The organism is uncultured Enterovirga sp., from assembly GCF_964242715.1.
Taxonomy (GTDB): Bacteria; Pseudomonadota; Alphaproteobacteria; order Rhizobiales; family Beijerinckiaceae; genus Enterovirga.
The window spans coordinates 1-25,289 of sequence record NZ_CAXTAZ010000050.1; the positions used below are offsets into that span (position 1 = coordinate 1).

The 25,289-nt window shown below is 65.6% G+C and carries 23 protein-coding genes; 12 read left to right on the forward strand and 11 right to left on the reverse strand.

Annotated features, from left to right (window positions below):
- The 4 genes from dnaA to ACFE87_RS19920 all read right to left on the reverse strand — a co-directional run.
- Positions 1–1,300: chromosomal replication initiator protein DnaA (dnaA, locus tag ACFE87_RS19905; RefSeq protein WP_375461400.1), on the reverse strand; the 1,300-nt coding region annotated here is incomplete at its 3' end.
- Positions 1,301–2,018: 718 nt separating this feature from the next.
- Positions 2,019–2,285 (reverse strand): 30S ribosomal protein S20, encoded by a 267-nt coding sequence (rpsT, locus tag ACFE87_RS19910; RefSeq protein WP_375461401.1) that lies wholly within the window; start codon positions 2,283–2,285, stop codon positions 2,019–2,021.
- A gap of 189 nt (positions 2,286–2,474) precedes the next feature.
- Complete coding sequence (locus tag ACFE87_RS19915) at positions 2,475–3,482, reverse strand: threo-3-hydroxy-L-aspartate ammonia-lyase (RefSeq protein WP_375461402.1); 1,008 nt, start codon at positions 3,480–3,482, stop codon at positions 2,475–2,477.
- Positions 3,479–4,252, reverse strand: coding sequence for an enoyl-CoA hydratase (locus tag ACFE87_RS19920; RefSeq protein ID WP_375461430.1), 774 nt, complete (start codon positions 4,250–4,252; stop codon positions 3,479–3,481). Before ACFE87_RS19920 ends, ACFE87_RS19915 begins: the two co-directional genes overlap by 4 nt.
- Positions 4,253–4,426: 174 nt before the next feature.
- Between ACFE87_RS19920 and rpoN the strand changes: the two genes are divergently transcribed.
- The 4 genes from rpoN (at position 4,427) to ACFE87_RS19940 (ending at position 8,845) form a co-directional block, all read left to right on the forward strand.
- Positions 4,427–5,947, forward strand: coding sequence for an RNA polymerase factor sigma-54 (gene rpoN / locus ACFE87_RS19925; RefSeq protein WP_375461403.1), 1,521 nt, complete (start codon positions 4,427–4,429; stop codon positions 5,945–5,947).
- Between the two features lie 82 nt (positions 5,948–6,029).
- Entirely contained in the window at positions 6,030–6,410 is a 381-nt protein-coding gene (locus tag ACFE87_RS19930) for a hypothetical protein (protein WP_375461404.1), read from the forward strand.
- Positions 6,411–6,744: 334 nt separating this feature from the next.
- A complete protein-coding gene (locus ACFE87_RS19935) occupies positions 6,745–8,337 on the forward strand; it encodes a peptide chain release factor 3 (RefSeq protein WP_375461405.1) in 1,593 nt (530 codons plus the stop codon).
- A 241-nt stretch (positions 8,338–8,578) separates the two neighbouring features.
- A complete protein-coding gene (locus tag ACFE87_RS19940) occupies positions 8,579–8,845 on the forward strand; it encodes a hypothetical protein (protein WP_375461406.1) in 267 nt (88 codons plus the stop codon).
- 160 nt (positions 8,846–9,005) lie between these two features.
- Here the strand turns inward: ACFE87_RS19940 and ACFE87_RS19945 are convergent, their stop codons facing one another.
- Complete coding sequence (locus ACFE87_RS19945) at positions 9,006–9,983, reverse strand: DNA adenine methylase (protein ID WP_375461407.1); 978 nt, start codon at positions 9,981–9,983, stop codon at positions 9,006–9,008.
- A complete protein-coding gene (locus tag ACFE87_RS19950) occupies positions 9,983–11,563 on the reverse strand; it encodes a hypothetical protein (protein WP_375461408.1) in 1,581 nt (526 codons plus the stop codon). The genes ACFE87_RS19945 and ACFE87_RS19950 overlap by 1 nt, the downstream gene beginning before the upstream one ends.
- 167 nt (positions 11,564–11,730) lie before the next feature.
- Between ACFE87_RS19950 and ACFE87_RS19955 the strand changes: the two genes are divergently transcribed.
- Positions 11,731–12,888, forward strand: a complete 1,158-nt coding sequence (locus tag ACFE87_RS19955) for a hypothetical protein (protein ID WP_375461409.1) — start codon at positions 11,731–11,733, stop codon at positions 12,886–12,888.
- A 21-nt stretch (positions 12,889–12,909) separates the two neighbouring features.
- On the opposite strand, the gene ACFE87_RS19960 is transcribed toward ACFE87_RS19955, so the two are convergent.
- On the reverse strand, positions 12,910–14,160 hold the full coding sequence (locus ACFE87_RS19960; protein WP_375461410.1) for a glycerophosphodiester phosphodiesterase family protein: 1,251 nt from the start codon (positions 14,158–14,160) through the stop codon (positions 12,910–12,912).
- Between the two features lie 96 nt (positions 14,161–14,256).
- A complete protein-coding gene (locus ACFE87_RS19965; RefSeq protein WP_375461411.1) occupies positions 14,257–14,727 on the reverse strand; it encodes a YaiI/YqxD family protein in 471 nt (156 codons plus the stop codon).
- 130 nt (positions 14,728–14,857) lie between these two features.
- Between ACFE87_RS19965 and ilvA the strand changes: the two genes are divergently transcribed.
- Positions 14,858–16,396: a threonine ammonia-lyase, biosynthetic gene (gene ilvA, locus ACFE87_RS19970; protein ID WP_375461412.1), complete on the forward strand. Its 1,539-nt coding sequence runs from the start codon at positions 14,858–14,860 to the stop codon at positions 16,394–16,396.
- Positions 16,397–16,743: 347 nt separating this feature from the next.
- Positions 16,744–17,679, forward strand: a complete 936-nt coding sequence (locus ACFE87_RS19975; RefSeq protein ID WP_375461413.1) for a PhnA-like protein — start codon at positions 16,744–16,746, stop codon at positions 17,677–17,679.
- Positions 17,680–17,809: 130 nt separating this feature from the next.
- On the opposite strand, the gene ACFE87_RS19980 is transcribed toward ACFE87_RS19975, so the two are convergent.
- A complete protein-coding gene (locus tag ACFE87_RS19980; RefSeq protein WP_375461414.1) occupies positions 17,810–18,229 on the reverse strand; it encodes a hypothetical protein in 420 nt (139 codons plus the stop codon).
- 200 nt (positions 18,230–18,429) lie between these two features.
- Between ACFE87_RS19980 and ACFE87_RS19985 the strand changes: the two genes are divergently transcribed.
- The 5 genes from ACFE87_RS19985 to ACFE87_RS20005 all read left to right on the forward strand — a co-directional run bounded on the left by ACFE87_RS19985 (position 18,430) and on the right by ACFE87_RS20005 (position 22,964).
- Positions 18,430–18,915, forward strand: coding sequence for a hypothetical protein (locus ACFE87_RS19985; RefSeq protein WP_375461415.1), 486 nt, complete (start codon positions 18,430–18,432; stop codon positions 18,913–18,915).
- Positions 18,916–19,026: 111 nt separating this feature from the next.
- Positions 19,027–19,410, forward strand: coding sequence for a VOC family protein (locus tag ACFE87_RS19990; RefSeq protein ID WP_375461416.1), 384 nt, complete (start codon positions 19,027–19,029; stop codon positions 19,408–19,410).
- A gap of 221 nt (positions 19,411–19,631) precedes the next feature.
- On the forward strand, positions 19,632–21,074 hold the full coding sequence (locus ACFE87_RS19995; RefSeq protein ID WP_375461417.1) for a Vps62-related protein: 1,443 nt from the start codon (positions 19,632–19,634) through the stop codon (positions 21,072–21,074).
- 569 nt (positions 21,075–21,643) lie between these two features.
- On the forward strand, positions 21,644–21,985 hold the full coding sequence (locus ACFE87_RS20000) for an endonuclease domain-containing protein (RefSeq protein ID WP_375461418.1): 342 nt from the start codon (positions 21,644–21,646) through the stop codon (positions 21,983–21,985).
- A gap of 763 nt (positions 21,986–22,748) precedes the next feature.
- The gene (locus tag ACFE87_RS20005) at positions 22,749–22,964 is read left to right on the forward strand and encodes a hypothetical protein (RefSeq protein WP_375461419.1); all 216 of its coding nucleotides are present in this window, start codon (positions 22,749–22,751) and stop codon (positions 22,962–22,964) included.
- A gap of 87 nt (positions 22,965–23,051) precedes the next feature.
- Here ACFE87_RS20005 and ACFE87_RS20010 read toward each other — a convergent pair whose 3' ends face one another.
- Both ACFE87_RS20010 and ACFE87_RS20015 read right to left on the reverse strand, forming a co-directional pair.
- Complete coding sequence (locus ACFE87_RS20010; RefSeq protein WP_375461420.1) at positions 23,052–24,689, reverse strand: hypothetical protein; 1,638 nt, start codon at positions 24,687–24,689, stop codon at positions 23,052–23,054.
- Positions 24,690–24,983: 294 nt separating this feature from the next.
- A complete protein-coding gene (locus ACFE87_RS20015) occupies positions 24,984–25,283 on the reverse strand; it encodes a hypothetical protein (protein WP_375461421.1) in 300 nt (99 codons plus the stop codon).
- Positions 25,284–25,289 lie beyond the last annotated feature (6 nt).

Genomic DNA, 25,289 nt, shown 5'->3' on the forward strand with positions numbered 1-25,289 from the left:
CGGACAGGATGTCGGAGCGGGACACGTTGTAGCGCGAGGCCACCAGCTTCTGGATATCCTCGATCTTCACGCGACGCGGTTCGCGGCAGCGAACGAGATCCCGGATGGCGATCTCGGCCGTCTCGAGGGTCACCGCCGTGCCGGTCAGGGTTGCATGCGCAAGAAGGCGGTTCACGGCTCCTTCGAGGTCGCGACCGTTGGTGGCGATGGAATGGGCCACATATTCGACCACGGCCGGCCCGACCTCGAAGCCCGGATGAGCCGCCTGCACGGCGGCGAGCCGCTGGTTCAGGATCCCGGCCCGCAGTCCCTCGTCCAGGGCCGCGATCTCGACGACGAGGCCGCCGGCGAGACGGGACCGCACGCGCTCGTCGAGGCTCTCGAGCTCGGCCGGCGGCCGGTCCGCGGCAACGATGACCTGCCGGCCCGCATCGATCAGCGAATTCAGCGTGTGGCCGAATTCCTGCTGGATGGTCTTGCCCTGGATGAACTGGACGTCATCGATCACGAGAAGATCGATGCCGCGCAGCTTCTCCTTGAAGGCGTGCGACGTTTGCGCCTTCAGTGAAGCGACGAAGCCGTACATGAACCTGTCCGCGGTCAGGTAGATCACGCGGCGCCCGCTGAGCCGGGCCTGGTTTCCGGCCGCGTGCAGGAGATGCGTCTTGCCGAGCCCGACGCCGGCCTGGATGTAGAGCGGGTTATAGATCGCGGACGCGCTGTCGTTCCGCGCGATGCGCTCGGCCGCGGCCTGGGCGAGCGCGTTCGAGCGGCCGACGACGAAGGTCTCGAAGGTCAGGCGCGTATCGAGCGGCGCACCGACGAGGTCACCTCCGGAACGCTCCTCCCTGAGGCCCGTGGGGGCCGCGGAGACTGGCTCGTCGCGAACGAGGGCAATGACCGGACCTGAGGTCTTGGCGCTATCCTGGTTGGCGGGCTGGCTGGGCGCCGTGCGCCCGCATCCGGTCGGGTCGCGGAAGGCGCCGCGAACGACGACGGACACGCCGGCGACGGTTGGCTGCTCGCTCTTGAAGGTGCTGAGGACGCGGTCGAGATAATGGGCTTCGATCCAGCTCTTCAGGAACCGGGTCGGCACGCTCAGGATCGCGTTGCCGTCATCCCGGATGCCGTCGAGTTCGAGGCGCGCGAGCCAGCTCGAGAAGACGTCCTCGCCAAGTTCCGCCCGCAGGCGCCGCTTCACCCGGATCCATGCCCCATCCGACACGCTGGTCTCCCGCTTCTCCTGCGCCACTGCCTGGCTGGTCCCAGTCGCTCGCCATCCGCCGCCCAGCGTCATCATCTTTCGAACCTCCGCTTTTCGGCAAAAACCAGCCACGCGCCCCGGACCTAGATCCGGGGACGTTCGACACTCGGTACCGGGAGGAGAACGCCGACGATCAAATCAAGTCGGCACGCCTCTGCTTCCACAGCAGATGTCGCCCGGTGGCTTGCTCGGGAAAGGTTTGCCCTGTTGCAAGCGACCTCTTGTCACCGCACGGAGCACCCATCGCCAAACCTTCCAAGCCAGCGCGGCCGCCGTCAACTAGATTTGATTAGCCTTGAAACCGCCCCATCAAGGCTAGGGAAAGCTATACCCCCGATGGTCCTGGCGCAACATCGAGGAGCCCTCAGGCGTCACGAATCGGTCATGCACGATGACCGGTTCCGCCGCCCTACGAAGCTGTAACGTGCTGGGGAGTCTCGGATTCGAGAAGCCGCTTGCAGCCGATTTCGGACCCGAAAATAAATTCAGGTTGTCCGGCCCGAACTTGCGATCGCTCTGCCCGGTCCCGCCCGTCCGGACTCTTTGCACCGTAAGCCTTTGAATTCCCATAGCTATAACTGAGCGGAGAGGCTTCGCTCACACAGCTTTCGGCCGGAAGCAAGGAATGCAGACCGTCAAGCCGAACGAAGCGCGAACCGCGTGTCTTCGGCGTCACGAGGCGACCAACAAGCAGCCAGGAATCAAAAAGCCCGGCACGTGGCCGGGCTTCGTCGAGACAGAATGCCGTGTCGGCTCAGGTCTGCAGGGCCGAGACCCTCATGGCCAGACGCGACACCTTCCGGGAGGCGGTGTTGCCGTGCAGGATGCCACGCTGGGCTGCTCGCATGAGTACCGGCTCTGCGGCGCGAAGGGCCGCGGAGGCGGTGCCATGGTCGCCGCCCGCGATGGCCTCTTCGACCTTCCGGATGAAGGAACGCATGCGGGACCGGCGCGACTTGTTCACCTCGGTGCGCCGGACGATCTTGCGGGCCATCTTCTTGGCCGACGTGGTGTTGGCCACAGGCTGTCCTCGTGATGTGATCGCTGGCGCGCCAAGGCGCGTTCGCACGATCTGAGCTGATGAAAAGACGAAAGCCCATGGCCGAAGCGCATGGGCTCGCGAGGCGGGCCTTGTAGACCGCTTCCCCGCGCAGCGTCAACGCCGAGGCTATGCGGTGCGATGTTTCTCCGTCGTTCCGGGCAGAGACCGTCAGGCCCGTGCGGGTGTAAGCAGGCTCGCCAGGGTGCCCGGGTCGATATTGCCGCCGGACAGGATCACGCCCACCCGCTTCCCGATGACTGGCACAACGCCCTGCAAGGCTGCCGCCGCCGCAAGGCAGCCGGTTGGCTCGACGACGAGCTTCAGGCGCTCGACGAAGAACCGCATCGTGTCGACCAGCATGGCATCCGACACCGTCACGATCTCGGCCACATCCCTTCGAATGATCTCGAAGGTGATCTGACCAAGGGCTTGGGTAAGTGCGCCGTCCGCGATCGAGACGGGCACCGGGATCTTGACGATTCGGTCCTCCGCCATCGAACGCCGGCCGTCATCGCCCGCTTTCGGCTCGACCCCGATGACGCGGCACCCGGGCGAGACTTCGGCAGCCGCAAGCGCGGAGCCGGAGAGCAGGCCGCCGCCGCCGAGGCAGACGAGCAGCATGTCGAGCGGCCCGACCTCCTGAATCAGTTCCAGCGCCGCCGTGCCCTGGCCCGCGATGACGTCGGGATGGTCGAAGGGCGGCACCACGCTGCGGCCGCCCTCGTCCGCGATGCGTCTGCCGATCGCCTCCCGGTCTTCGCTGTACCGGTCGTAGAAGACGACCTCGGCCCCGTAGCCGCGGGTCGCCGCGACCTTCATGGCGGGCGCGTCGCTCGGCATCACGATCGTGGTCGGGACGTCGAGCAGCATGCCGGCATAGGCGATCGCCTGGGCGTGGTTGCCGGACGAGAACGCGACCACGCCGGCCTTCTTGCTGGCCGGCGACAGGGCGGCGATCGCGTTCAGGGCGCCCCGGAACTTAAAGGCGCCGGCACGCTGCAGATTCTCGCATTTGAAGAAGAGGGTGCCGCCGGTCAGCTTGTCGGCGGTCCGCGACGTCACGACAGGCGTGCGATGGGCCACGCCGTCGATGCGCCGGGCCGCGGCCTCGATATCGGCGAAGGTCGGCAGGTCGGGAGCCGCCTGGGAACCCTCGAGAGACACGTGTGAGGTCATGCGTGGCGAAACTCCGGGGGGCGCTTTTCCAGAAAGGCCGCCATGCCTTCCGCCTGGTCTGCGGTGGCGAACAGGGCATGGAAGACACGGCGTTCGAACCGGACGCCTTCGGCCAAATTCGTCTCGTCAGCGCGGTCCACGGCTTCCTTGGTCATCATCGCGACCGGCCGCGACATGGACGCGATCGTCTCGGCTGCGGCCAGCGCTTCCCGCATCAGATCCGCGGCCGGCACGACTCGCGACACCAGTCCGGAACGCTCGGCCTCCGCCGCGTCCATCATTCGACCGGTGAGGCAGAGGTCCATCGCCTTGGCCTTTCCGATGGCCCGGGCCAGGCGCTGAGTCCCGCCGATACCTGGGATCACGCCGAGCTTGATCTCGGGCTGACCGAATTTGGCATTGTCGGCCGCGAGAATGATGTCGCACATCATCGCGAGTTCGCACCCACCCCCGAGCGCGAAACCCGCGACCGCCGCGATGACGGGAAGCCGGTGCCGGGCGATCCGGTCGCCGACCGCGAAGAGGTCGTCGGAATAGACGGCCGGGAAGCCGAGCCCCGACATCTCCCGGATGTCGGCGCCTGCCGCGAAGGCCTTCTCCGATCCGGTCAGGACCACGCAGCCGATGGCCGGATCGCGGTCGAAGCTGGACAAGGCCCCGTCGAGTTCCGCAAGCAGGGCGGCGTTCAGCGCGTTCAGGGCCTTCGGCCGGTTCAGAGTGACGAGGGCGACGCGGTCGCGAATGTCGACAACGATGTTTTCATAAGTCACGCGCTTCATCCCCTCGCCTGGTCGGGCTAGACGGGGCTCCCGGAGAGCGCAAGGCGTTTTATCAGCGGCAGCTTGAGGCGAGCGCGTTTCTGTGCGCTGCACAAAAGCTTTGACGGGTCGGACTGTTCGAATTAAGACGTCTTTGACAAGCAAAAAGCGTGCCTAGGGTTCGGTATGGGGGTGCTACAGCGACTGGAGATGCGCCAGGGCCAAGCCCTGGTGATGACGCCACAGCTGCTGCAGGCGATCAAGCTTCTTCAGCTGTCGCATCTCGATCTCGTCAGCTACGTGGAGGCGGAACTCGAGCGTAATCCGCTGCTCGAGAATGCCGTCGAAAGCCGGTCCGACCCGGTCGAGGGTGACATTGGCCAGACGGACCGTGGCGATGGTTTCGAGCTCGCGGGGCGAGAGTTGGACCTGCGGGCGGGCGAAATCGAAGCGTCGGCCGAGCCTCGCCATCTCGACAATGTCTTCTCCGACGACAGCCACGCGCCGGAACCGAAAGGCGAGAGCGAGGGCCTCTCGCTCTCCATGCCCTCCTGGCAGTCCTCGGGTCCGGGCGGTTTCGACGGCGGCGATCTCGACGCCACCGCCCAGCTCACGACCGAGGCGACGCTGCACGAGCATCTGCGGGCGCAGCTCGACCTTGTGATCCGCCGCCCCGACGAGAAGATGATAGGGCTTCACATCGTCGATTCCGTCGACCAAGCCGGCTATTTGACCGAGAGCTGCGAAACGATCGCCGAGCGGCTCGGCGCCGAGGTGTCGCGGGTCGAGCACGTGCTCCGCCTGGTGCAGACCTTCTCGCCGACCGGCGTCGCGGCGCGCGGCCTGGCCGAATGTCTCGAAATTCAGCTGCGCGAGAGGGACCGGTTCGATCCGGCCATGCAGGCCTTGCTCTCGCGGCTCGACCTCGTGGCCCGACGCGACCTCGCCACCTTGAAGCGAATCTGCGGCGTCGACGACGAGGACCTTGCCGAGATGCTGGCCGAGTTGCGCGAGCTCGACCCGAAGCCGGGCCGGGCTTTCGACAGCTCGCCGGTCCTGATCCTCGTGCCGGACGTCTTCGTCCGGGCTGCCCCGGATGGAAGCTGGCTCGTGGAGCTGAATCCCGACACGCTGCCCCGCGTCCTCGTCAATCAGAATTATCATGCGCGGGTCGCGAGGGATGCGCGGTCGGACGCGGACAAGACCTTCATCAGCGAGTGCCTGCAAAGCGCGAATTGGCTGACGCGGTCCCTCGAACAGCGCTCGAAGACGATCCTTAAGGTCGCGACCGAGATCGTGCGCCAGCAGGACGGCTTCTTCGCCTACGGCGTTGCGCATCTGCGCCCGCTGAACCTGAAGACGATCGCGGATGCGATCGGCATGCACGAATCCACCGTGTCGCGGGTCACCTCCAACAAGGCGATCGGCACGGCGCGCGGCACGCTCGAGATGAAGTACTTCTTCACCGCATCCATCCCGGCCTCCTCGGGTGGCGAGGCGCATTCCTCCGAAGCGGTGCGGCATCGGATCCGGCAGCTCGTTGACGGAGAGCGGACGGGCGACGTCCTGTCGGACGACGCGCTCGTGAAAAAGCTGAAAGGCGAGGGGATCGACATCGCACGGCGCACTGTCGCGAAATACCGTGAGTCGCTTCGTATCCCGTCTTCGGTGGATCGGCGCCGGGAGAAGGGAATCCCGGCCCGGTAGCCCGGCCGGAACCGGACCATCCGGCGCCTGTTGTTCGGCAGAGCCGCGCGATCTTCGCCGTGGCGTGATCCGGAGGCTCCCTGTGAGACCCATATTGACCGCGGCCTTGTTGTCGCTCGTGGCCGGCGTCGCCGCCGCGCAGCCCGCGCCAGGCACTCCGCCGCCCCCTGCTCCTCCAGGTCCGGCCCGCGACGATCATCGGATGGTCCGCGGCGCCGAGATCAGGATCCAGCGCGACGACATTTCGGTCTTGGTGCGATGCGCTCCGGGCGAGACGACCAAGGCCTGCGGCGAGATCGTGACCCAATTGCTTGAGAAGCTTCCGGCAGCACCGGCGCCCACGGCAGCGATGCCGGAGCGGAGAAGCGACCGGGGCGGCGAGCGCGCCGGAGAGCGCAGCTACTCTCGCGATTCCGACCGGTATCGCGGCGGTGGCTACCGGGACGGCCGCGACGCCGACTGACCTCGACCCTGACCGACCGCTGAATGCCAACACCCGACACGCAAAGGGCCGCCCCGAGGGCGGCCCTTCCATCGTCGTCCGCGAGGGGACGATCCGTGACGGCGACGCCTCTCGGCGGGACCGGATCTTAGGAGGCCACCTCGACCGAGGCCACGTTCCAGGTCACGGGAGTCATCCTCGACGGCTGATCACGATGTTTCACTGGATCACCTCCTTTCGCAAGCTGCAGGGACGGGCAATATGGACGGGGCGGTGCGGCGCACAAAGGCCTGACGTTCTGATAACCTGTGGACATTTCGCCGCTCCCTGCGGCGGCTGAGACCCCATCGCCACCATGACGACCACCACCACCGCCCCGGTCAGCCGGCGGCGCACCTTCGCGATCATCTCGCACCCCGATGCCGGTAAGACCACGCTGACCGAGAAGCTCCTGCTCTTCGGCGGCGCGATCCAGCTCGCCGGCGAGGTCAAGGCGAAGCGCAACCGCGTCTCGACCCGCTCCGACTGGATGAATATCGAGAAGGAGCGCGGCATCTCCGTCGTCACCTCCGTTATGACCTTCGAATACGGAAACTGCGTCTTCAACCTCCTCGACACGCCCGGCCACGAGGACTTCTCGGAGGACACCTATCGCACCCTGACCGCGGTCGATTCCGCCGTCATGGTCATCGACGCCGCCCGCGGCATCGAGGCCCGCACGCGAAAACTGTTCGAGGTGTGCCGGCTGCGCGACATCCCGATCGTCACCTTCATCAACAAGATGGACCGCGAGACCCGCGACCCCTTCGATCTCCTGGACGAGATCGAGAAGATGCTGGCCCTCGACACGGCCCCCGTGACCTGGCCGATCGGCCGCGGCCCGAACTTCGCCGGCACCTACGACCTCCGCCGCAAGCTCGTGCGCCGCCTCGATGCCGATGCCGAGCCGGTCGCGGTCTCGGGCCCCGAGGACGAGGGCGCCGTCGGTCTCCTCCCCGCCCATGAGCGCGAGGCCTGGCTCGAGGAGGTCATGCTCGCCGAGAGCGGCTGCAAGCCCTTCGACATCGCGAGCTTCCGCGAGGGCCACCTCACGCCGATCTTCTTCGGCTCGGCGTTGAAGAATTTTGGCGTCCGCGACCTCATCGACGCGCTCGCCGACATCGCCCCCCCGCCGCAGGGCCAGCAGGCCGACAAGCGCCGCGTCGAATCCGACGAGGACGGCATGACCGGCTTCGTCTTCAAGATCCAGGCGAACATGGACCCGAATCACCGCGACCGCATCGCCTTCATGCGGGTCTGTTCGGGCCGCCTCCAGCGCGGCATGAAGGCGAAACTCGTCCGCACGGGCAAGCCGATCTCGCTCACCGCGCCGCAATTCTTCTTCGCCCAGGACCGCTCCATCGCCGACGAGGCCTTTGCCGGCGACGTCGTCGGCATCCCGAATCACGGCACGCTCCGCATCGGCGACACGCTGACCGAGGGCGAGCAGCTCGCCTTCAACGGCGTCCCGTCCTTCGCCCCCGAGATCCTGCGCCGGATCAAGCTCTCGGACCCGATGAAGGCCAAGAAGCTGCGCGAGGCCCTGCAGCAGATGGCCGAGGAGGGCGTGGTCCAGCTCTTCCTGCCCCAGGACGGCTCGCCCGCCATCGTCGGCGTCGTCGGCGCGCTGCAGCTCGACGTCCTCCGAGAGCGCCTCAAGATCGAGTACGGCATCCCGATCGATTACGAGCCGTCCCGCTTCACGCTCGCCCGCTGGATCATGTCCGACGAGCGCGGCGCCGTGGACACTTTCATGGACAAGAACGGCTCCGCCATGGCCCTCGACCTCGACGGCGCCCCGGTCTTCCTCGCCCCCTCCGCCTACGGCCTCCGCTACGAGGAGGAGCGCTACCCGGCGATCCGCTTCGCGGACATCAAGACGTATCAGGCGGGGGAGGGGGCGGGGTGATTTGACGCCGAGGTCGGCCGGAGAGCTGCGCTCGAGAACGACGGCTTGTCGGAGCAGGCGCCCGTGGTACGCTTCACGCCTCGGTGATGACGGCGCAGACCCGGTCGGCGCGTAGCCAATCTCGGACTGAGTCAGGTGAAATAAGCGACTGCCAAAGGGGCTTGAACTCGCCTAGGGCCGTCCCCACCTTTGTCGACCTCGCGGAACTGATCTTACGCGACGGACTGCAAGGAGTAAGCGCATGGCAAGTCTAAGCAAGTCAAACGTATTAAGAGCCGGAGTAACTGCAGCTTATTGGAGCCCTGGCACGAGTAAGATTAGTGTCAGTGGCAGCAAGCTAGGTGTGTCGGCAAACTTCATTATCGCCTCAAAAGGCGGCGGACGCACGCAAATCAAGGTAAATATCAACCCTGAAGACTTTGAGCATATCGTAACAGAAATGATGAAGAGCGATCCGGCTAAGGCACTGAAGGCCATGTCGACTGCAATCGCCGAGTATCATTCCTGAGTTGTTTCAGCTGAGGCCGGAATCCCCGGCTTCAGCTGGGAACCTGACTTCTTTGGTCAATTCGCCCGCTCTGGGACGACCCTTGTCGATCGAAGGGCTCCGCGCAGATTGCCATTCGGAGTGAGAGGACGCGCGTGATGCCGTCGCCACTCCGACCGTGTCACACCCCAGCGCAGGCCCTTGTCGGGTCAGTTTCAACCTGCACTAGTCTGGGAGCATGATAGGTGGGCTCTACTCGTAGGCAGCACCGATCGATCTCGATCATTGAGCCCTGAGTTGCTGGGACTTGCAGCCCTGAACTGAAAAACATTGCCTCCCGACCTTGAAGCCGGTTCCGGGCAGAGTAGCCGATGCGATACTGCAGCCAAGTTTCCTGATCATACAGCGCATGTATTGGCCCCACATCGTCATAGGAAACAATCCACTGTGCGCCTTCCATCCTTCGCACGGCTTCAGCGACTTTCGCGTGTGAGGCCTGATCGTAGTAGTCATAATATAGATCTCGGCCCTTCGTAAAATAGGGCGGATCCAAGTATATCAGGGTCCGCTTCGGCCATCTGCGGCGTTCATTAAGAAGCGTAACTGCATCAATGTTTGTCAGGGTGATGCGCTTGCGTAGCTTTGCGATCCGCTCGACGCGGACGATTAGTTCAGCGCGATTGTATCGGGCGTCGATGCCCCAGGCTCCCTCTTGCAAATGCCCTCCGATCGGCCCCCCATTTAGTATCCCGGATCTGTTAGTTCTGTTCAGGTAGAATGTAGCAAACCCAAGCGAAAGATCATCGTGTTCGTCGGGCGTAGAAAACGTCCGTTTCATTTTCTTCCAAGTGTCAATATCAAGAGCAGTGTCGTTAATAAGACGTGCCAATTCGTCAGTATGGTCAAGGACGCTGCGCCAGAACGCGTAGATGGGACGGCTCAGGTCATTCACATGAACACGGCGTACCATGCCAGTAATAAGAAGTTCCCAGGCAACTGCTCCTCCGCCGGCGTAAGGCTCAACGTAGAAGCCGTCGTACAACCTGTTTTGCCTGACGATTTCAGCGACGAAGCGAGCGAGTTTGCCCTTACCTCCGGGATAGCGAAGCGGGGAAAATCGGCCCGACAGCGGCGACCGTGGTGTTGAACGGTCACGCACTAGACCGCTCGTCCCAGAACAGCAACAAATAGAGCGTCAGCGTCGTCCCAGCCGGAGCGGAGAACGTCCGGTGTCGGAACTTGATATTCATCATGGTGATAGTCGTTAAGAGCTGCAATCGACCAAGCTCCTTTACGGGCTGGCTCTCCGAGGCGGCGCCGTATCCCGTTTAGACTCGAAGCAGTCGCCTTTCCGTTCTGGATCAGGTGGTCTATAACCCGATCCGATCGCACGCTGAGATCAAGTGCCTTCCCACCCTCTCTCAACGGTAAGCCATTTGATCGCATGTACAAATCCACAACGTGTTGGATGAAGCCGCGCAACAGGAACGCGGCGCTCAATGGGTTGCTCTTCAGCTTGGTTTTAACTGCCTCCCGTACAAACTGTTTCCCCTTTTCACTGGTTGGTTGCTGAAAAGGCTGTCGCGCTGGAGCTAACGTGTCTCGGATCTTAACAGGCTGAGTTGTGGCCGACTTCGGATTGCTAGATGGTGATTTCGGCGTCGATGGTTGGCGAAGACTCAAATCATGAAAAGACTTCGCGATGCGAGCACTTTTTGCGTTCGCTGGCCTTAGCTCTTGAGGTTCGAGTTTATCGAAATAGGCTTGCAGATCATCGGCCTTGTTGTGAGTGCGTGTCGTGACCCGCCCTTCGTTTATGTCATCGAAGAGCTTCTTTAGCACGCCGGCCAGATACGCTGGTTCACGCGTAGAGGTCGGCCTCTTGCCGCCATCGTACTCTTCCTCTCCCAGGCCTAACGCCGAGATACCCGCCTTTGATTCGATAAAGCGGCGCAGAACCGATGACCGCTTGCTGATCTTCGCTCTGACCTTTCCCCAATCAGCCGCCTCGTACGTGCCAGAGCGATCCACGAAATCGAGGATATCGAGCAGACTTCGGTCTCCCGTAAACCGCTGAATTTCGAGCGGCCCCCAGAAAACCTGTCCCTCGCCCCCGCGGTCGCGGCCATGACGGCGCGTGATCCAATCGTCGGCCTCGGCACGGCTTGAAAACAAAATTGAGAGCCTCGACTCTCCCACTTTGTCGCGATCGAACCCGTCCGCGATTGAGCGAAGGTTGCGAACAGTTGACTCAGGGAGGTCTGCGCCTACGAGCAGAGCCGGCTCCCGCAGCACAGCTAAGGCGGCAAAGCGACGATTTCCATCTACGACCGTATAACCTTCGACGCCGGTCTGGTCTGCCTCGTCGATCAAGAAAAACAGGTTGCCTGGATCAAGCCCATTCTCCTTGATGCTCTCCATCATCTCCGCGAAGTAGCGTGCGTTCATTTGGACCAGTTCGCGCAACGCCTCAGGCTGGCTATCAACACTGCCAAGCCTTGGGTTCTGATGGTCCAAGAGAAGGTCATCGAGATCTACGATACGCTGCTCGGCCACCGTTCCTCCCCAGGATGTTTGCTCGTTGTAGTTGGTGACGGTAGCAGGAGCTATTCCTGGCGCAACCCGTTGAACCGTCCGAGCTAACAACTTCTCGCGGTGACAGCTCTCGTCGCTCAGGTCCCGGCGCTTGGCCTCGTAGCAGTGCCCGTAGCCCCAGCGCTGGGAGAGCCGCACAAGCAAGTCTCGGAGGGCTTCGCTGTCCGTCCTCCTCCGCCAGGGCGGCCGCGCGCCCGACGGTCGGAGGGCGGGACCGTCTCGTCGTAGGTACCACAGGCAGAAAATTCGATGCGTTCGAGTCGCGAGGTCATTGGATTGACATTCGTAGTACAGGAAGATATTCTCTATGCGTGATTCCGAAGACTCGTGATCCTGGCTATCCTGACTCTTCACCCCTCCCGATCCGCAGCCCGACCGGGCGCGGGCGGCCGTATCCGGCCGACGTCGTCGCGGGCGTGCGGGCGCTCGTCGAGGCGGGGCTGCCCTATGGCGAGGTGGCGGTGCGGGCCGGGCTGGGCGTGGACACGGTCGGCCGGTGGGCGCGGCGGTTCGGCTGGCGGCGGGCGGGCGCTGCGCTTGCCTCCGCTCACCCCGGCGAAATACCGGCCTTCGCCGGCTGGGGTCCAGGGCGCGGCTGGGTCCCGGCTTTCGGCGGGATGAGCGGGGATGGGGTGGGATCGTCTCGAGACCTGCCTGGCCACAACCGTGCTGCGTCCTTCGAGACGCCCGCTGCGCGGGCTCCTCAGGATGACGAGCGAGGGAGTGTCCGATCGGCCTCCGGGAGCCGACCGCGTCGCCCCAACGGCTACGGCCCTGAGGTGCGGGAGGCGGCGCGGGTTCGGATCGAGGGGACGCGGGTCGGCCTGGAGCGGATTGCGCTCGAACTCGGGGTCGCCCGCTGGACCCTGTATCGCTGGCAGAAGCGCTACGGCTGGCGACGGCCGAAACCGCCCGGCAGGGCCGGGCCGCACTTCTACCGCGCGCGGCGATTTCCGCGGGCCTGCGGTGGCGACGCGGTCGGGACGGCGCGCGACCTCGTGACCGGGTCGGACTGGCCGCTGGCGCGGATCGCGGCCCGGGCCGGCGTTTGCCCGTCGACCGTGTGGGGCTGGATGACGCGTCGCGGTTGGACGCGGCCTCCGGCGCGGCCTGGCAGCCGGCGCGAAGTGGCCGAGCGGCGCTCGGCCTCGGTCGCCGCCGCGGGCGGAGCGGCCGCCGCGGGCGGAGCGGCCGCCGCGGGCGGCCGGAGCCGGCAGGCCTACCCGGATGCGGTCGTGGCGAGGGCGATGGAGCTGTATCGGACGACGGAGCTGCCGACGTCGTTCATCGCGGCGCGTGTCCGGGTCAGCCGCGGCACGGTCCTGCGCTGGGCGCGACAGCGGGGGTTTTCGCGCCCGCGCGACATGCCGGATGCGCATGGCCGGGTGCGGCGGCGGCGAGCCAGTAGTCGGAGGGCGGCCGAGGCCGGCGCGGACCGGCCGGCCGTCGGGACGCCGCGGATCGGGTGACGTCGCGCGAGGGGCGGCGCGTCAGGGCGCCCCGACGCAATTGGCGTAGAAGGTCGTCGTGGCCGGCCAGTCCGAGAAGACGCCGCTCACGCCGATGTCGCGGTGGAGCACGTCGAGGAGCGAGAGCGTGTCCCCGTCCCGGTCGGTGATCGTCTTGATGGACTGGTAATAATAGCCGCCGCCGCTCTTCAGCGGGCCCGAGCGTTCGAGCGACCAGGCGAGGAGGCCGAGCCCGGCCCGCTTCGCCTCCTCGGCGTAGCGGGACGGCCGGATGGTGCCGTCCTCGCCCGCCCGCACCAGCATCCAGAGCGGCGGGGCGAGGATGCGGACGCCCTGTTGGGCGAGTTCCGCCATGCCGGGCTTCCAGGTCTCGGGCTTGCCGGGGTCGAAGCTCTTGTCGGTCTCGTCGCGGCCGTCGAGATAGACCGCTTGGCTCCCGAAGGCGGGCTCCTTCTCGAGCCAGTAGAGGACGTCGCGGAGCTGGAAACTCTGCGGGAAGACGTCGGAGGCCGGCACGCCGGCCGCCCGGTACTCGTCGATCACCTGCTGGGCGTAGTGGTCCTGCGTGTAGCCGCCCTCGAAGGGCATCGCGACCTCGGGCGCCTTCAGCTCCGGCGTGAACTTGCGGCCGAGCGATTTGACGAGCGCGATGTACTCCTTGTGCGACATGAGCGTGCCGGTGGTCGCGTAGAGGTCGGTGCGCCAGCGGGCCGTGGCGTTCATGTAGGCCTCGACGCTGGTCGCGGCGGGTTCCGAGGCGTCCATCTTGCCGTTCAGGGACTTGAACTCGGCCAGCGTGAGGTCGCTCGTGCAGCATTTCGCCGAGGCCTTGCGGCCGGTCGCGGGATCGGCCGGCGTGAACGGGACGGAGCATTTCGCGGCGAGCGCCGGCCGGGCCAGGATGTCGGTCGTCGTGTGCAGGTCGCATTGCGCGTGGCGGCAGACGAGCTCGCGATCCTTCGTGAAGGCGACGTCGCATTCGATGATCCCCGCGCCCATCCGGGCCGCGGCCAGGATCCCCTCCCGGGTGTGCTCCGGGAATTGCAGCGGCGCACCCCGGTGCGAGATCGAGAAGTTTCTGGCCGTGTAGGGCCGGTCGGGGCCGCAGGCGGCGAGCCGGTCCCGGGCCGGGCCGGGCTTCATGCTGTCGACGAGGTAGAAGGGCCGCGGCCCGATCTGGGCCGGGGTCGCGGCGAGGTCCGCGGCGGTCGCGGCCGGGGCAGGAGCGAGCGCCGCGAAGGCAGCGATGCAGAAGATGAGAGGCGTCCGCATGGCTGGTCCTTTCCGTTGGCAGGCGAGGACTATGTCGCGCTCGTGACGTCCGGGTGACCCCGGATCGGGTTCGCGCACCGGGCCGGCGAGCCTAGCTCACGCTCCGAACCCGGCCCGCTTCAGGCGCACGATGGCGAGGTCGAGCGCCGACAAGAAGGCCGACCGGTCGCGCGGCGAGAAGGGCCGGGGCCCGCCCGAGACGGCGCCGGCCTCGCGCAGGTCCTGCATCAGGTCGCGGGTGGCGAGCGCCATGCCGATCGAGGCCTGGGTGAAGGCCTTGCCGTTCGGCGCGATCGCGTCCGCCCCGGCGGTGACGCAGCGATGCGCGAGCGGCACGTCGGTCGTGACGACGACGGCGCCACGCCGGGCCCGCTCCGCGATCCAGTCGTCGGCGGCATCGAAGCCCGAGCCGACGAGGACGCGTTCGATGAGCGGGTCGCGCGGCACGTTGATGAAGCTGTTCGCCACGATCCAGGTCTTCAGCCCGTGGCGGCCGGCCACGCGATAGACCTCGTCCTTGACCGGGCAGGCATCGGCGTCGACGAAGATTTCGATCGGGTCTGGCACGGGTCCGGTCCGGTTGCCTCGCGGGCTTCCCCGCTCGCGCCGCCTCCGTCAAGCGGCGCCGGCGATCCGTCTCGCCGACCCGGGACCCTACGCCTTGCCGTGCACCGGCCCATGCCGCACAAGCCCGGCCATGCAGGAAACCGTCCGCAAGATCCTCACCGCGCGCGTCTACGACGTCGCGATCGAGAGCCCGCTCGACCCGATGCCGCGGCTCTCCGCGCGCCTCGGCGCCTCCGTGCTCCTGAAGCGCGAGGACCTGCAGCCGGTCTTCTCCTTCAAGATCCGCGGGGCCTACAACAAGATTGCCGGGCTCCCGCCCGAGGCGCTGGCGCGCGGCGTGATCTGCGCCTCCGCCGGCAACCACGCCCAGGGCGTGGCGCTCGCGGCGGCGCGGCGCGGCGTGAAGGCGACGATCGTGATGCCGACGACGACGCCCGCGATCAAGGTCGAGGCCGTGCGGGCGCGCGGCGGCCATGTCGTGCTGCACGGCGACGCCTTCGACGAGGCCAATGCCGAGGCGCGCCGGCTCGAACGGGAGAGCGGCGCCACCTTCATCCACCCCTTCGACGACCCTGAGGTGATCGCCGGCCAGGGCACGGTCGGGCTCGAGATCCTGCGCCAGCATTCGGAGCCGATCGAGGCCATCTTCGTCCCCGTCGGGGGAGGGGGCCTGGCGGCCGGGATCGCGGCGATCGTGCGCTTCCTCCGGCCGGAGACCAAGGTCATCGGCGTCGAGCCGGCCGAGGCCGCCTCCATGCAGGCGGCGCTGGCCGCGGGCGAGCGCGTGGTCCTGAACCAGGTCGGGCTGTTCGCCGACGGCGTCGCCGTCCGGCAGGTCGGGGCGGAGACTTTCCGGCTCTGCCGCGACCTCCTCGATCCCGAGGTCGTGACCGTCGACACGGACGCGATCTGCGCGGCCGTGAAGGACGTCTTCGACGACACCCGCGCCATCTCGGAACCGGCCGGCGCGGTCGCGGTCGCGGGCCTGAAGCTCTATGCCGCCCGCCATCCCGTGCGGACGGGGGCGCTCGTCGCGATCAATTCCGGCGCGAACCTCAATTTCGACCGGCTCCGGCACATCGCCGAACGGGCGGAGGTCGGCGAGGGCCGCGAGGCCCTGCTCGCCGTGACCATCCCGGAGCGGCCGGGCTCCTACCGGCGCTTCATCCAACTCCTCGGCAACCGCTCGGTGACCGAGTTCAACTACCGCTATGCCGAGCCGCGCGGGGAGGGGGCGCCGCGCGACGCGCATATCTTCGTCGGCGTCGCGCTGAAACACCCGGACGAGAAGGCGCAGATCCTCCAGGCGCTCGCCGGGGCCGATTATCCCGTCGTCGACATGAGCGACAACGAGATGGCGAAGCTCCACGCGCGCTACATGGTCGGCGGCCGGGCGGGCGACCTCCGGGACGAGATCGTCTGCCGCTTCCAGTTCCCGGAACGGCCGGGCGCGCTGCTCCGCTTCCTCGAAAGCCTGCGTCCGGAGTGGAACATCACCCTGTTCCACTACCGCAACCACGGCGCCGATTACGGGCGCGTGCTGGCCGGCATCCAGGTCCCGGAGCCGGAGCGCGCGGCCTTTCGGGAAGCGCTCCAGGCGCTGGGCTATCCCTATGCCGACGAGACCGAGAACCCGGCCTACCGGCTGTTCCTCGACGCGTCGGCCTGAGCCGCCGCCCTGCGCTGCGAGGAAAAGATCGGCAGTCCTGCCCGGCCTTTGAGCTTGCCGGGTCAGCAAGGCTGACCTAGATTGTGCATCGCAGCAACGGGGCTCCGGCCCTGATGCTGCATGCCCTCCTTGGGCGTTTCCTCCCTTGACTTGGGCCGCTTCGAAACTCCGGTTTCGGGCGGCTCTTTTTCGTTGGGCAGGCGAGTTCCGTCTCGCCGGCAGACCAGCGTCGCGACCTCGATTGCGGCCCGGAACCGGGCCGACGGTATGTTAACAGCCGGAACTTTGCCTGCGGCGAAGGGTTCCTCGCGCATCGCGGCTCGGATGGCGAGCGCGGAGGATCTTTTATGGCCAGTGTTACGACGAACCCGAGGGGCGGCGACAACCTCCCTCATCTGACAGCGGTGACGCCGGCCGAGGACGCCCGGACCGTCATGCTGAACCGAATCTCGTGGAGCGCCGTGCTGGCGGGTGCCGCGACGGCTCTGGTCACGCAGCTCCTCCTGAACATGCTGGCGGTCGGGGTCGGCATGGCGACGCTCGACCCGCTCGCCGGTGACAGCCCGTCGGCCAAGACCTTCTCGATCGCGGCCGGTCTCTGGTGGATCGCGTCCGGCATCTTCGCGGCTGGCGTCGGCGGCTACGTGGCCGGCCGGGCCTCGGGCAAGCCTGTCGAGACCACGGCGGCCCTGCATGGGCTGACCGCTTGGGCGGCCTCGACGCTTGTCGTCATGTATCTCCTCACAACAGCGATCGGCTCGCTCGCAGGCGGCGCGCTCGGCGCCGTGTCGGGTATCGTCGGCGGGCTCGGCCGCACCGCGGCGACCGCTGCCCAGACGGTGGCTCCCGCGCTCGGCAACGTCGCGGACCCCTTCGGCGCGATCGAAGGCCAGATGCGTGAGGCCGGCGGCGGCAACGATCCGGCGGCGCTTCGCGACTCGGCCATCGGCGCGGTGCGCAGCCTCCTCACCGGCGATGCCGCTGGCCAGACGGAAGCTCGCGAGCGGGCCGCCCAGGCGCTCGCCCGGGCCCAGAACGTGCCCGTCGAAGAGGCCCGTACCCGCATCGGCCAGTACGAGCAGCAATACCGGCAGGCGGTCGAGACGGCCAAGCGGCGTGCAGCCGAAGCGGCGGACGCGACTGCGAAGGCGGTCTCACGCGGCGCATTGTTCGCCTTCTTCGGCCTCCTCCTCGGCGCGCTTGCGGGCTGGTACGGCGGACGTGCCGGCCGGGTCGAGCCGATCGTCACCTCCGACGCTGCCGGTTTCGGCGGCCGCGGCTGATCTGCTTCCTCTCCCCGGACGGGGAGGGGGGACTTCGATGCACGGCGGACGGCGGACCTGTCCGTCCGCCGCCCAGACATGAAAACGGCCGCCCCGAGGGGCGGCCGTTCGTTCGAGCGGGGTCGTTCGCTCAGTAGCCGTAATAGCCGTAGCCATAGGCCGGGCGGCCGTAATAGCCGTAGCCGGGCGCGTGCTGGTAGCTCTGCGCGGCGATCGCGCCGAAGGCGAGACCGGCGATGCCGGCCGCGATGGCCGGACCCGCATAGCCGCTGCGTCGGTAGCCGTAGCCGCCGCGATAGCCGTACCCGCCACCACGATAGCCATAGCCGCCGCCGCGGTAGCCGTAGCCGCCGCCGCGATTGCCGTAGCCGCCGCCCCCGCGATAGCCGTAGCCGCCGCCGCGACCGACATAGCCCCGGGTGACGCCAAATCGCCCGACATGGCCGGGGCCGTAGCCTCCCTTGTATCCTTGCGCCTGAGCCGAGGGTGCCGACACCAAGGCCCCGCCGAGGACGACGGCCGCGGCTGCGGCAGTCAACAATTTCTTCACGGAACAACTCCAATCAAGTGACGTCGTGGGTCACCAACGTCGCGGCCTGACAGATGGTTCGGAACCTTTCCGACTTGTCATGTTCAGCTTGGCTGGGCGTCATGATCGGGCCCGTGGTCAACGGCGGCCCCCGGAGCGAGTCTGGACGCGCGTCGCCGCGGATGCGATGCGGATCGCGACGGGAGCGACGGAGGTCCAAGGTGAGGCTGAGACTTGTGATCCTGGCGGGGCTGTTGGGCCTCGCGTCGGCCGGAGCGGCGGCGGCCGAGCCCTCCGGCCCGGCTGCGATCGCAGCTCGGGCGCCCGTCGCCTATGCCGACGGTACCGGGTACCGGGTGCGGCGCGTTCATCGCCACCGCTCCTACCGCCACGTCCATGTCGTCCCGCATGTCCGCCGGCCCTGGTGGGCGCTCGAGCCGCGCTGGCTGCCCTGCCACGACCCGGACGCCTGGAATTGCCCCGTCGCCGCCCGGTCCTCCGGCGCGGTTCCGGTCGCGGCCTACGACCTGTCCCGCCTGCCGGAGCGCCGCACGGTGCCGGCGCCGGGCTATCGCCGCTCCGCCGTCCGGTATCAACACGTGAAGCCCGCGCACCGCTACCGTCGGCATGTCGTCCGCCATCGCGGCATCCGACGCAGCCGCATCCACCGCCGCTCGGCGCCGTTCATCTTCCGCACGGCCGATTAGGCCGGCCTCCGCGGACCCGCTTGCCGTCGGGCCCGCTTCGCGGCACGAGGGCAGTGTTCGGCCAGGGTCGGCGCAATGACCGTCCTCCGTGCCGATCCAATGGGAGGAACCATGTTCAGCCACGTCATGGTCGGGACGAACGACATCGAGCGATCGAAACGCTTCTACGACGCCCTCTTCGCCGCCATCGGCGGCAAGCCGGGCCGGATCGATCCCAAGGGCCGCCTCTCCTACGTGCACAAGGGCGCGGCCTTCATGGTGTCGCCCCCGATCGACGGTGCCCCGGCCTGCCACGCCAATGGCGGCACGATCGGGTTTTCGGTCGACGGGCCGGACCAGGCGCAAGCCTGGCACGAGGCCGGCACGGCACATGGCGGCACCGCCATCGAGGACCCGCCCGGCCCGCGCCAGGGTTCTGGCGGGCCGATCTACCTCGCCTATCTGCGCGACCCGGACGGCAACAAGCTCTGCGCGCTGCACCGCATGCCGGCCTGAGCGGCCGGCTCACCCGTCGGGACCTTTCCCCCGGCAGAAGGCGACCACGGCGCAGGCCTCCGGATCACGCTCCCAGGTCCAATCGTCGGTCCGGTCTCGGTCTTGGCAAACCAGCGGAGCGCGGTAGGCCCCACAGCCGGCGTGCAACGGTCGGTTGAGATTCTAGTTGATTTCAACCATCCCTTATATTTCAATGTCGGAGTGCCCTGAGGGTTCTGCCGATGTACGACACCGTCGCTATAGCAATCCGCTCAGATGGGAGCATGATCGCGTCGCGCGAAATAAAACGCTCCGTTCTTGAACTGCGTTCTGACCTGCAATCCCGTCTTGCGACAATCGCGGCGGCGCTGCTGGCGGGGCTCGTCCTCGGCACCTCCAGTGCCGACGCCGCCTGCGAGCGGCACATCTACAACAATTCTAACACGGCCTGGACGTTCAGGGCCGATCCGGGCAGGGGCAACGTGTACTTCTATCCGGAAGGCGGCGTGAGCTTGATCGGAAAGCAGTGCCGGGCGTCCGCCTGCACCGAGCAGAATGGCCCATGCGAGATCGGTCCCGCCTGTACAGTCAAGACCAAGTGGACCACCAGCGGTGGCACGACGAATGGGACCATGCACATCACCGACGGGGCCCAGGTGACCGTGACCCATGACTGGGAAGGCCACGGGGTGTTCGGTGGCAGCTGCCCGGATATGAAGTATTCTAACGAGAAGGTGGTGAAATATAACAGTCCCGAGGTCGGCGATTACACTATCGTGAGCGAGCGGTGGGGCGAGAACGTCGCGCCGCCTGCCGGTTTCAGGCCTCCGTCCGTCCTGGGCCTCGATCACAGGACAGTCACGGAGGCGTTCGCGCCGCGCATCTACCTGCATCCGAACGAAGAATGGTTTCCCTCCTCGGTGTCGTTCTTCGAGCAATATGCAACCAAGAACGGGAACCACTACCAGACCAAGCAGGAACTGTCGGAGCCCTCCACCTGGGACTGGAACGGCGCGTTCGGGCAGAAACCTGACCAGGCTTCGGTGCCGGTCTATGCGTTCATCGTCGACGGCAAGAAGGAGGGCAACGAGACATTCACCGACATCGTCTATTTCACCTTCTACCCCTATAACCGGGGGAAGGAGATTTTGGACACGATGTGGGGCAACCATGTCGGGGACTGGGAGCACGTCACCGTGCGGCTTTCCCAGACACCGGAGAACGGCCGCTGGCGCTATACTCCGGTCAAGGTGAGCTTCTCGTCTCACGACTTCAATCTGATCTTGCCGTGGGGGTCGCCGTCGCTCCTGATGACCGAGGAGGGACGCCTCGTTGCGTTCTCGGCGAAGGGCTCCCACGGCCTCTACCCGCGCCGGGGACGCTACGTCTACAAGGAGATCCCTGTTTTGGGGAAGCTCATCGACGAGATGGACCGCGGAAGCGCCTGGGACACCTGGAAAAACGTGGTGACGATCTCGAAGTTCGGCGGGAGCTGGCGATGCGCAGGTCCCGGCGGGCGGATCAACCCCGACGATTGCGCCCGCTGGCTCAACTATCCAGAGGATTTCCGCTGGGGCAATACGCAGAGAGGCTGCAATTCCGTGGCCGGCCAATGCCGGCTCGAGAACGGGCCGAGCGGCCCAGCAACCAAGGATGCCGTCAGCAATCTGAACCTGTTGGACTGACGCCGCTCCACGACAAGGCGGTGAAGCGGAGCGAGCAAGACGTGGATGCCCGGCACATGGCCGGGCATGACGCCGTGCGTCAGCAACCGGGTGGGCAAAGGCGTAGCGCCGCGCCCACGCGGCTCTTCGCCAACTCGGCCATCGATCGCGATGCCGTCACCACCCCCCATCCGCCGTCGGGATGACGCGCTCGACGTCACGGTGGGAGCTGCCGAGCGGCATGTGCCGCTTTCGGTTTCGGCACGGCGATAACGCGACATGGTGCCGACATGCCTCGCAAGGTGGGCCCGGCGCTGGCGCCGTGCTCACCTACAGATTGGCGGCTCAGAACAGTTTGTTGCTCGTCTTCACCGCGTCGGCCTCGACGCGGCGGCACTCGGCTCCCCAGCGCACCCTCTCCCGAGTGGGAGAGGGCGGACTCGGGCGGCGGCCCGAGCCGGGTGAGGGTCGGACGGTTCAGGATAAGGCGGAAACGTCCGACCCTCACCCCGGCGCACCTGCCGGTGCGCTCGACCCTCTCCCACACGGGAGAGGGTGCGCGCGCGTCACCGTCGTGCGAACTTTGAAGCATGGAGCCCCGCCCCTTCGCCCGAACCCTGCGGGCCCGGCAGACCTCGGACGAGGAGATGCTGTGGCACCAGCTCCGCGGCCGCCGCCTTCTCGGCTCCAAGTGGCGCCGGCAGGTGACGCTCGGCCCCTACATTGTCGACTTCCTCTGCATGGCCGCGAAGCTCGTCGTCGAACTCGACGGCACTGGCCATCTTGCCCAACGCGACTACGACGCGATCCGCACGCGCGAGATCGAGGCCCAAGGCTTCGCCATGCTCCGCTTCAGCAACGACGAAGTCCGCACTCGGCTGGACGACGTCCTCCTCCGCATCGCCGACGCCCTCCAGCTCGCAAGCCGCTGACGCCACCCTCTCCTGCTTGAGGGTGGCCGCGACGCCTCCACCGCGAACCCTCTCCCGGGTGGGAGAGGGCGGACTCGGGCGCCAGCCCGAGCCGGGTGAGGGCAGGGCGTTGGGGATAGACTTGCAGCGTCCGACCCTCACCCCGGTCGCCTCCGGCGACTCGACCCTCTCCCACTCGGGAGAGGGTGGGCGCGGCGGCACCCGGCTTCCCCAGCGAACCTTCTCCCGTGCGGGACCGGCGAAGCCGGCAAGAGGGCGGACTCGGGCGGAGCCCGATACCGGCTTTCGCCGGCAGGGTGAGGGCAGGGCGGCTCCGATGTGGCATCCCGGTGCGGGCTCCGCCGTCCACGTCCGACCCTCACCCCGGCGCACCTACGGTGCGCTCGACCCTCTCCCATTCGGGAGAGGGAGGGCGCGGCGGCACCCGGCGTCCCCAGCGAACCCTCTCCCGATTGGGAGAGGGCGGACTCGGGCGCCAGCCCGAGCCGGGTGAGGGCAGGGCGTTTCCGATGTGGCACTTCGGTGCGGGCTCCGCCGTCCACGTCCGACCCTCACCCCGGCGCACCTGCGGTGCGCTCGACCCTCTCCCACTCGGGAGAGGGTGGGCGCGGCGGCACCCGGCTTCCCCAGCGAACCCTCTCCCGTGTGGGAGAGGGCGGACTCGGGCGGCAGCCCGAGCCGGCTGAGGGCAGGGCGGTTCCGATGTGACACTCCGGTGCGGGCTCCGCCGGACAGGTCCCACCCTCACCCCGGCGCACCTGCGGTGCGCTCGACCCTCTCCCCCTCGGGAGAGGGTGGCGCGGCCTTCGCGGCCGGCATCGTCGGTGTCGGCACCGGCGACTTCATCCGCTTCCGCCGCGGCACCAAGAGCTATACGCTGGAATCGCTCACCCAAGACCGGCCCGAGATGAACCGCCTCCGGGTCACGCTGGCCGGCAAGAAGCTGCTAAAATCGCGTTGGCGGCGACTGGCCGCTTAGGAAGGGCGGCTTCGGTGCTGTGCCGGGAGAAGCTGACCCGGGTAGGGCAGAAGGAGGAGTGAGCGCCCGCCGCGCTCATCGCGCGATCTAGTACCAAGTCGACGCAAGTTTGCGATCGAGCCACAGTACGACATCAGTGGTGCAGCGAAATGGAAGAAATAACGTTACTAGCAAAACCAGGATCGGATCATCTTGAAGGAGTGATGGAATGGATGGCTGTCGCTCCAAGGTTGCGATCCTTAGAAGCCCATCCCACGATTGAGGTGTAGCGAGAAGAGATGTGCTCTCCGATGCAGCCGTAGATCTAGAAAAACCGAATTCAACGCCGCTCTGAAGCCTTGTCTCCTGAACTGCGATTCGGGTTAGCTCGGGCCAGACATTTTTTACAGTCTGCTTCCAGTTGCGTTTAGCAAGCATACAGGCGAGTGAGAAAGCAAACTGCGACATATTTCGCCGATTGTCAAAATCGATGTCATGCAGAAGTTCTCCAATGAATTCTCGATTAGCAGCGGGCACGACCTCTTCTATTCCTAAATAGGGCGAATGTAGGGTCATTTTACGGGAGAGTAGCACGAGGCCGCGAAGCACGGATATCAACTCTATGTCTGGTCTCATCGTTCCCATGGTGCGCTCCTTAGCCCAAAAAACGGCCAAGAAAGAGGGCACAATGAACTCACCAAGCAGAAAAGGATAATCTATATCTCGACGAACGGCAGCCAGCACTTTTGAGTGTTCAGGCCGTAGGGGGCGATCTACTCTTCGCAGTTCGAGCAGCATGATCGCAAGAATCGCGGTCACGAGCATTCGTCGCGGGTGCATGACGGCAAACTCGGCCGTGACATCATCGTTCACCATCGGCCGATCCGAATACTTTTCCGCCACGCTCACCGAAAAGCTCTCAACAAAGGTGATTATCTCCGACCTCATGAGCCGGAACAGTTGCAGGTGTCGACGCGAACTAAAGCCGAACCGATCAAAATACCCGGCTACCAGAGCTATCCCGATAGATTTTGCGCGGATTGCCTCGTACAAATTTCCTCTCTGAACGTGCTGCGAGATGATGACACCAATCAAAGTCGCAAACGCGGATGCACGCTCCAGAGACTTCTGAGTTGAAGGGGCGCGCTCCGAATCATGAAAGAACACCTGCTCAGAAACTTCCTGGAGCGTCTGCGCCGAGATCGTCTCCCTCCCATCCCCAATGGCGGATTTCATTACAGAGATCTGCGTCTGAATGCTTACCGGCCAAGCCGATCGAGAGACCTTGGCAAATAAAGCTACAAGTTTGCCCCGGTTCCATATCTCAAGTTTTCGAGAATGAGGGTAGTGTGGAAGGAAGTCTGCGTTGAAAGAAGAGATTGCTGATTGTACATCCTCTTCTACTTCACCATTGGTGACGAGTACAGGCGTATGATGATGGCAACCGCCACTCAACAGCCCTCTTATCGGGGCAGTCACAAGCTGCAGGATCTGCGGATAAATCTGATGCCACTGACTCATAGTAAACCGAGAACTCGGGTTACCTTTGAGCTGGAAGGCGATTAATTCACCCGACTGATCGCGGCAGATCACATCCTTGCCCAACTCCAGGGAATTGTGGCTAGTATTATGTATTATTTCATAGCCCTCGTGAGCCAGGGCACTCACGAAAGCCGGTTGGTAGGCCCGCTCACCAGCTCTATCCAGCCAAACCTCTGTCCATTTCACGAGTTCGATATTGCTCACGCTTTGCACTCATAATTGAGTCGTAACGCCGCTTTAACTCTGGGGAGGATTGAAACTCTCGCTCTAGAACCGCAATCCTACTCATCATGTCAGGATGAACCAGCATCATCAAGCCGCCCTCACCGTCCTCATTAAAGTCATGCTCCACTTTCTCAAGCGCCTGTAGCATTAGTTCATTGTTAAGAAGGGCGCCATTCCCACTGACGACATTTCCAGTTTTTGTTGTGGTCTCGTGGAGCGTCGCGATCAAAGTTTTCGTGATCGATGATGCAAATTGGCCAGCGAGATCGCTTATTACTCGATCCGCATCCTAGTGGTGAATCTTTCTACCTCTTCGTTCTTGAGTACAAAGGACGCCTCTGATTTGGCTAGCTTGATTTCATCAATGTCCCCCTCCGATCTCGTGATTTCTCCTTGACGGCCTTCGTGGATGAAATGGCCCCGTATCTCGGCAAGTACGCCTGTCCGAGAGCGCTGCCTTACACGGTAAGCGAACGCCTTCGCGAACTTATCAACCGTGTCAACGAAGAACGGGAGGGATATATCTGGCGGAACCTCCTTGATCGCCGCCAATGCAATCTCGGTTTTGCTCACGCTAAG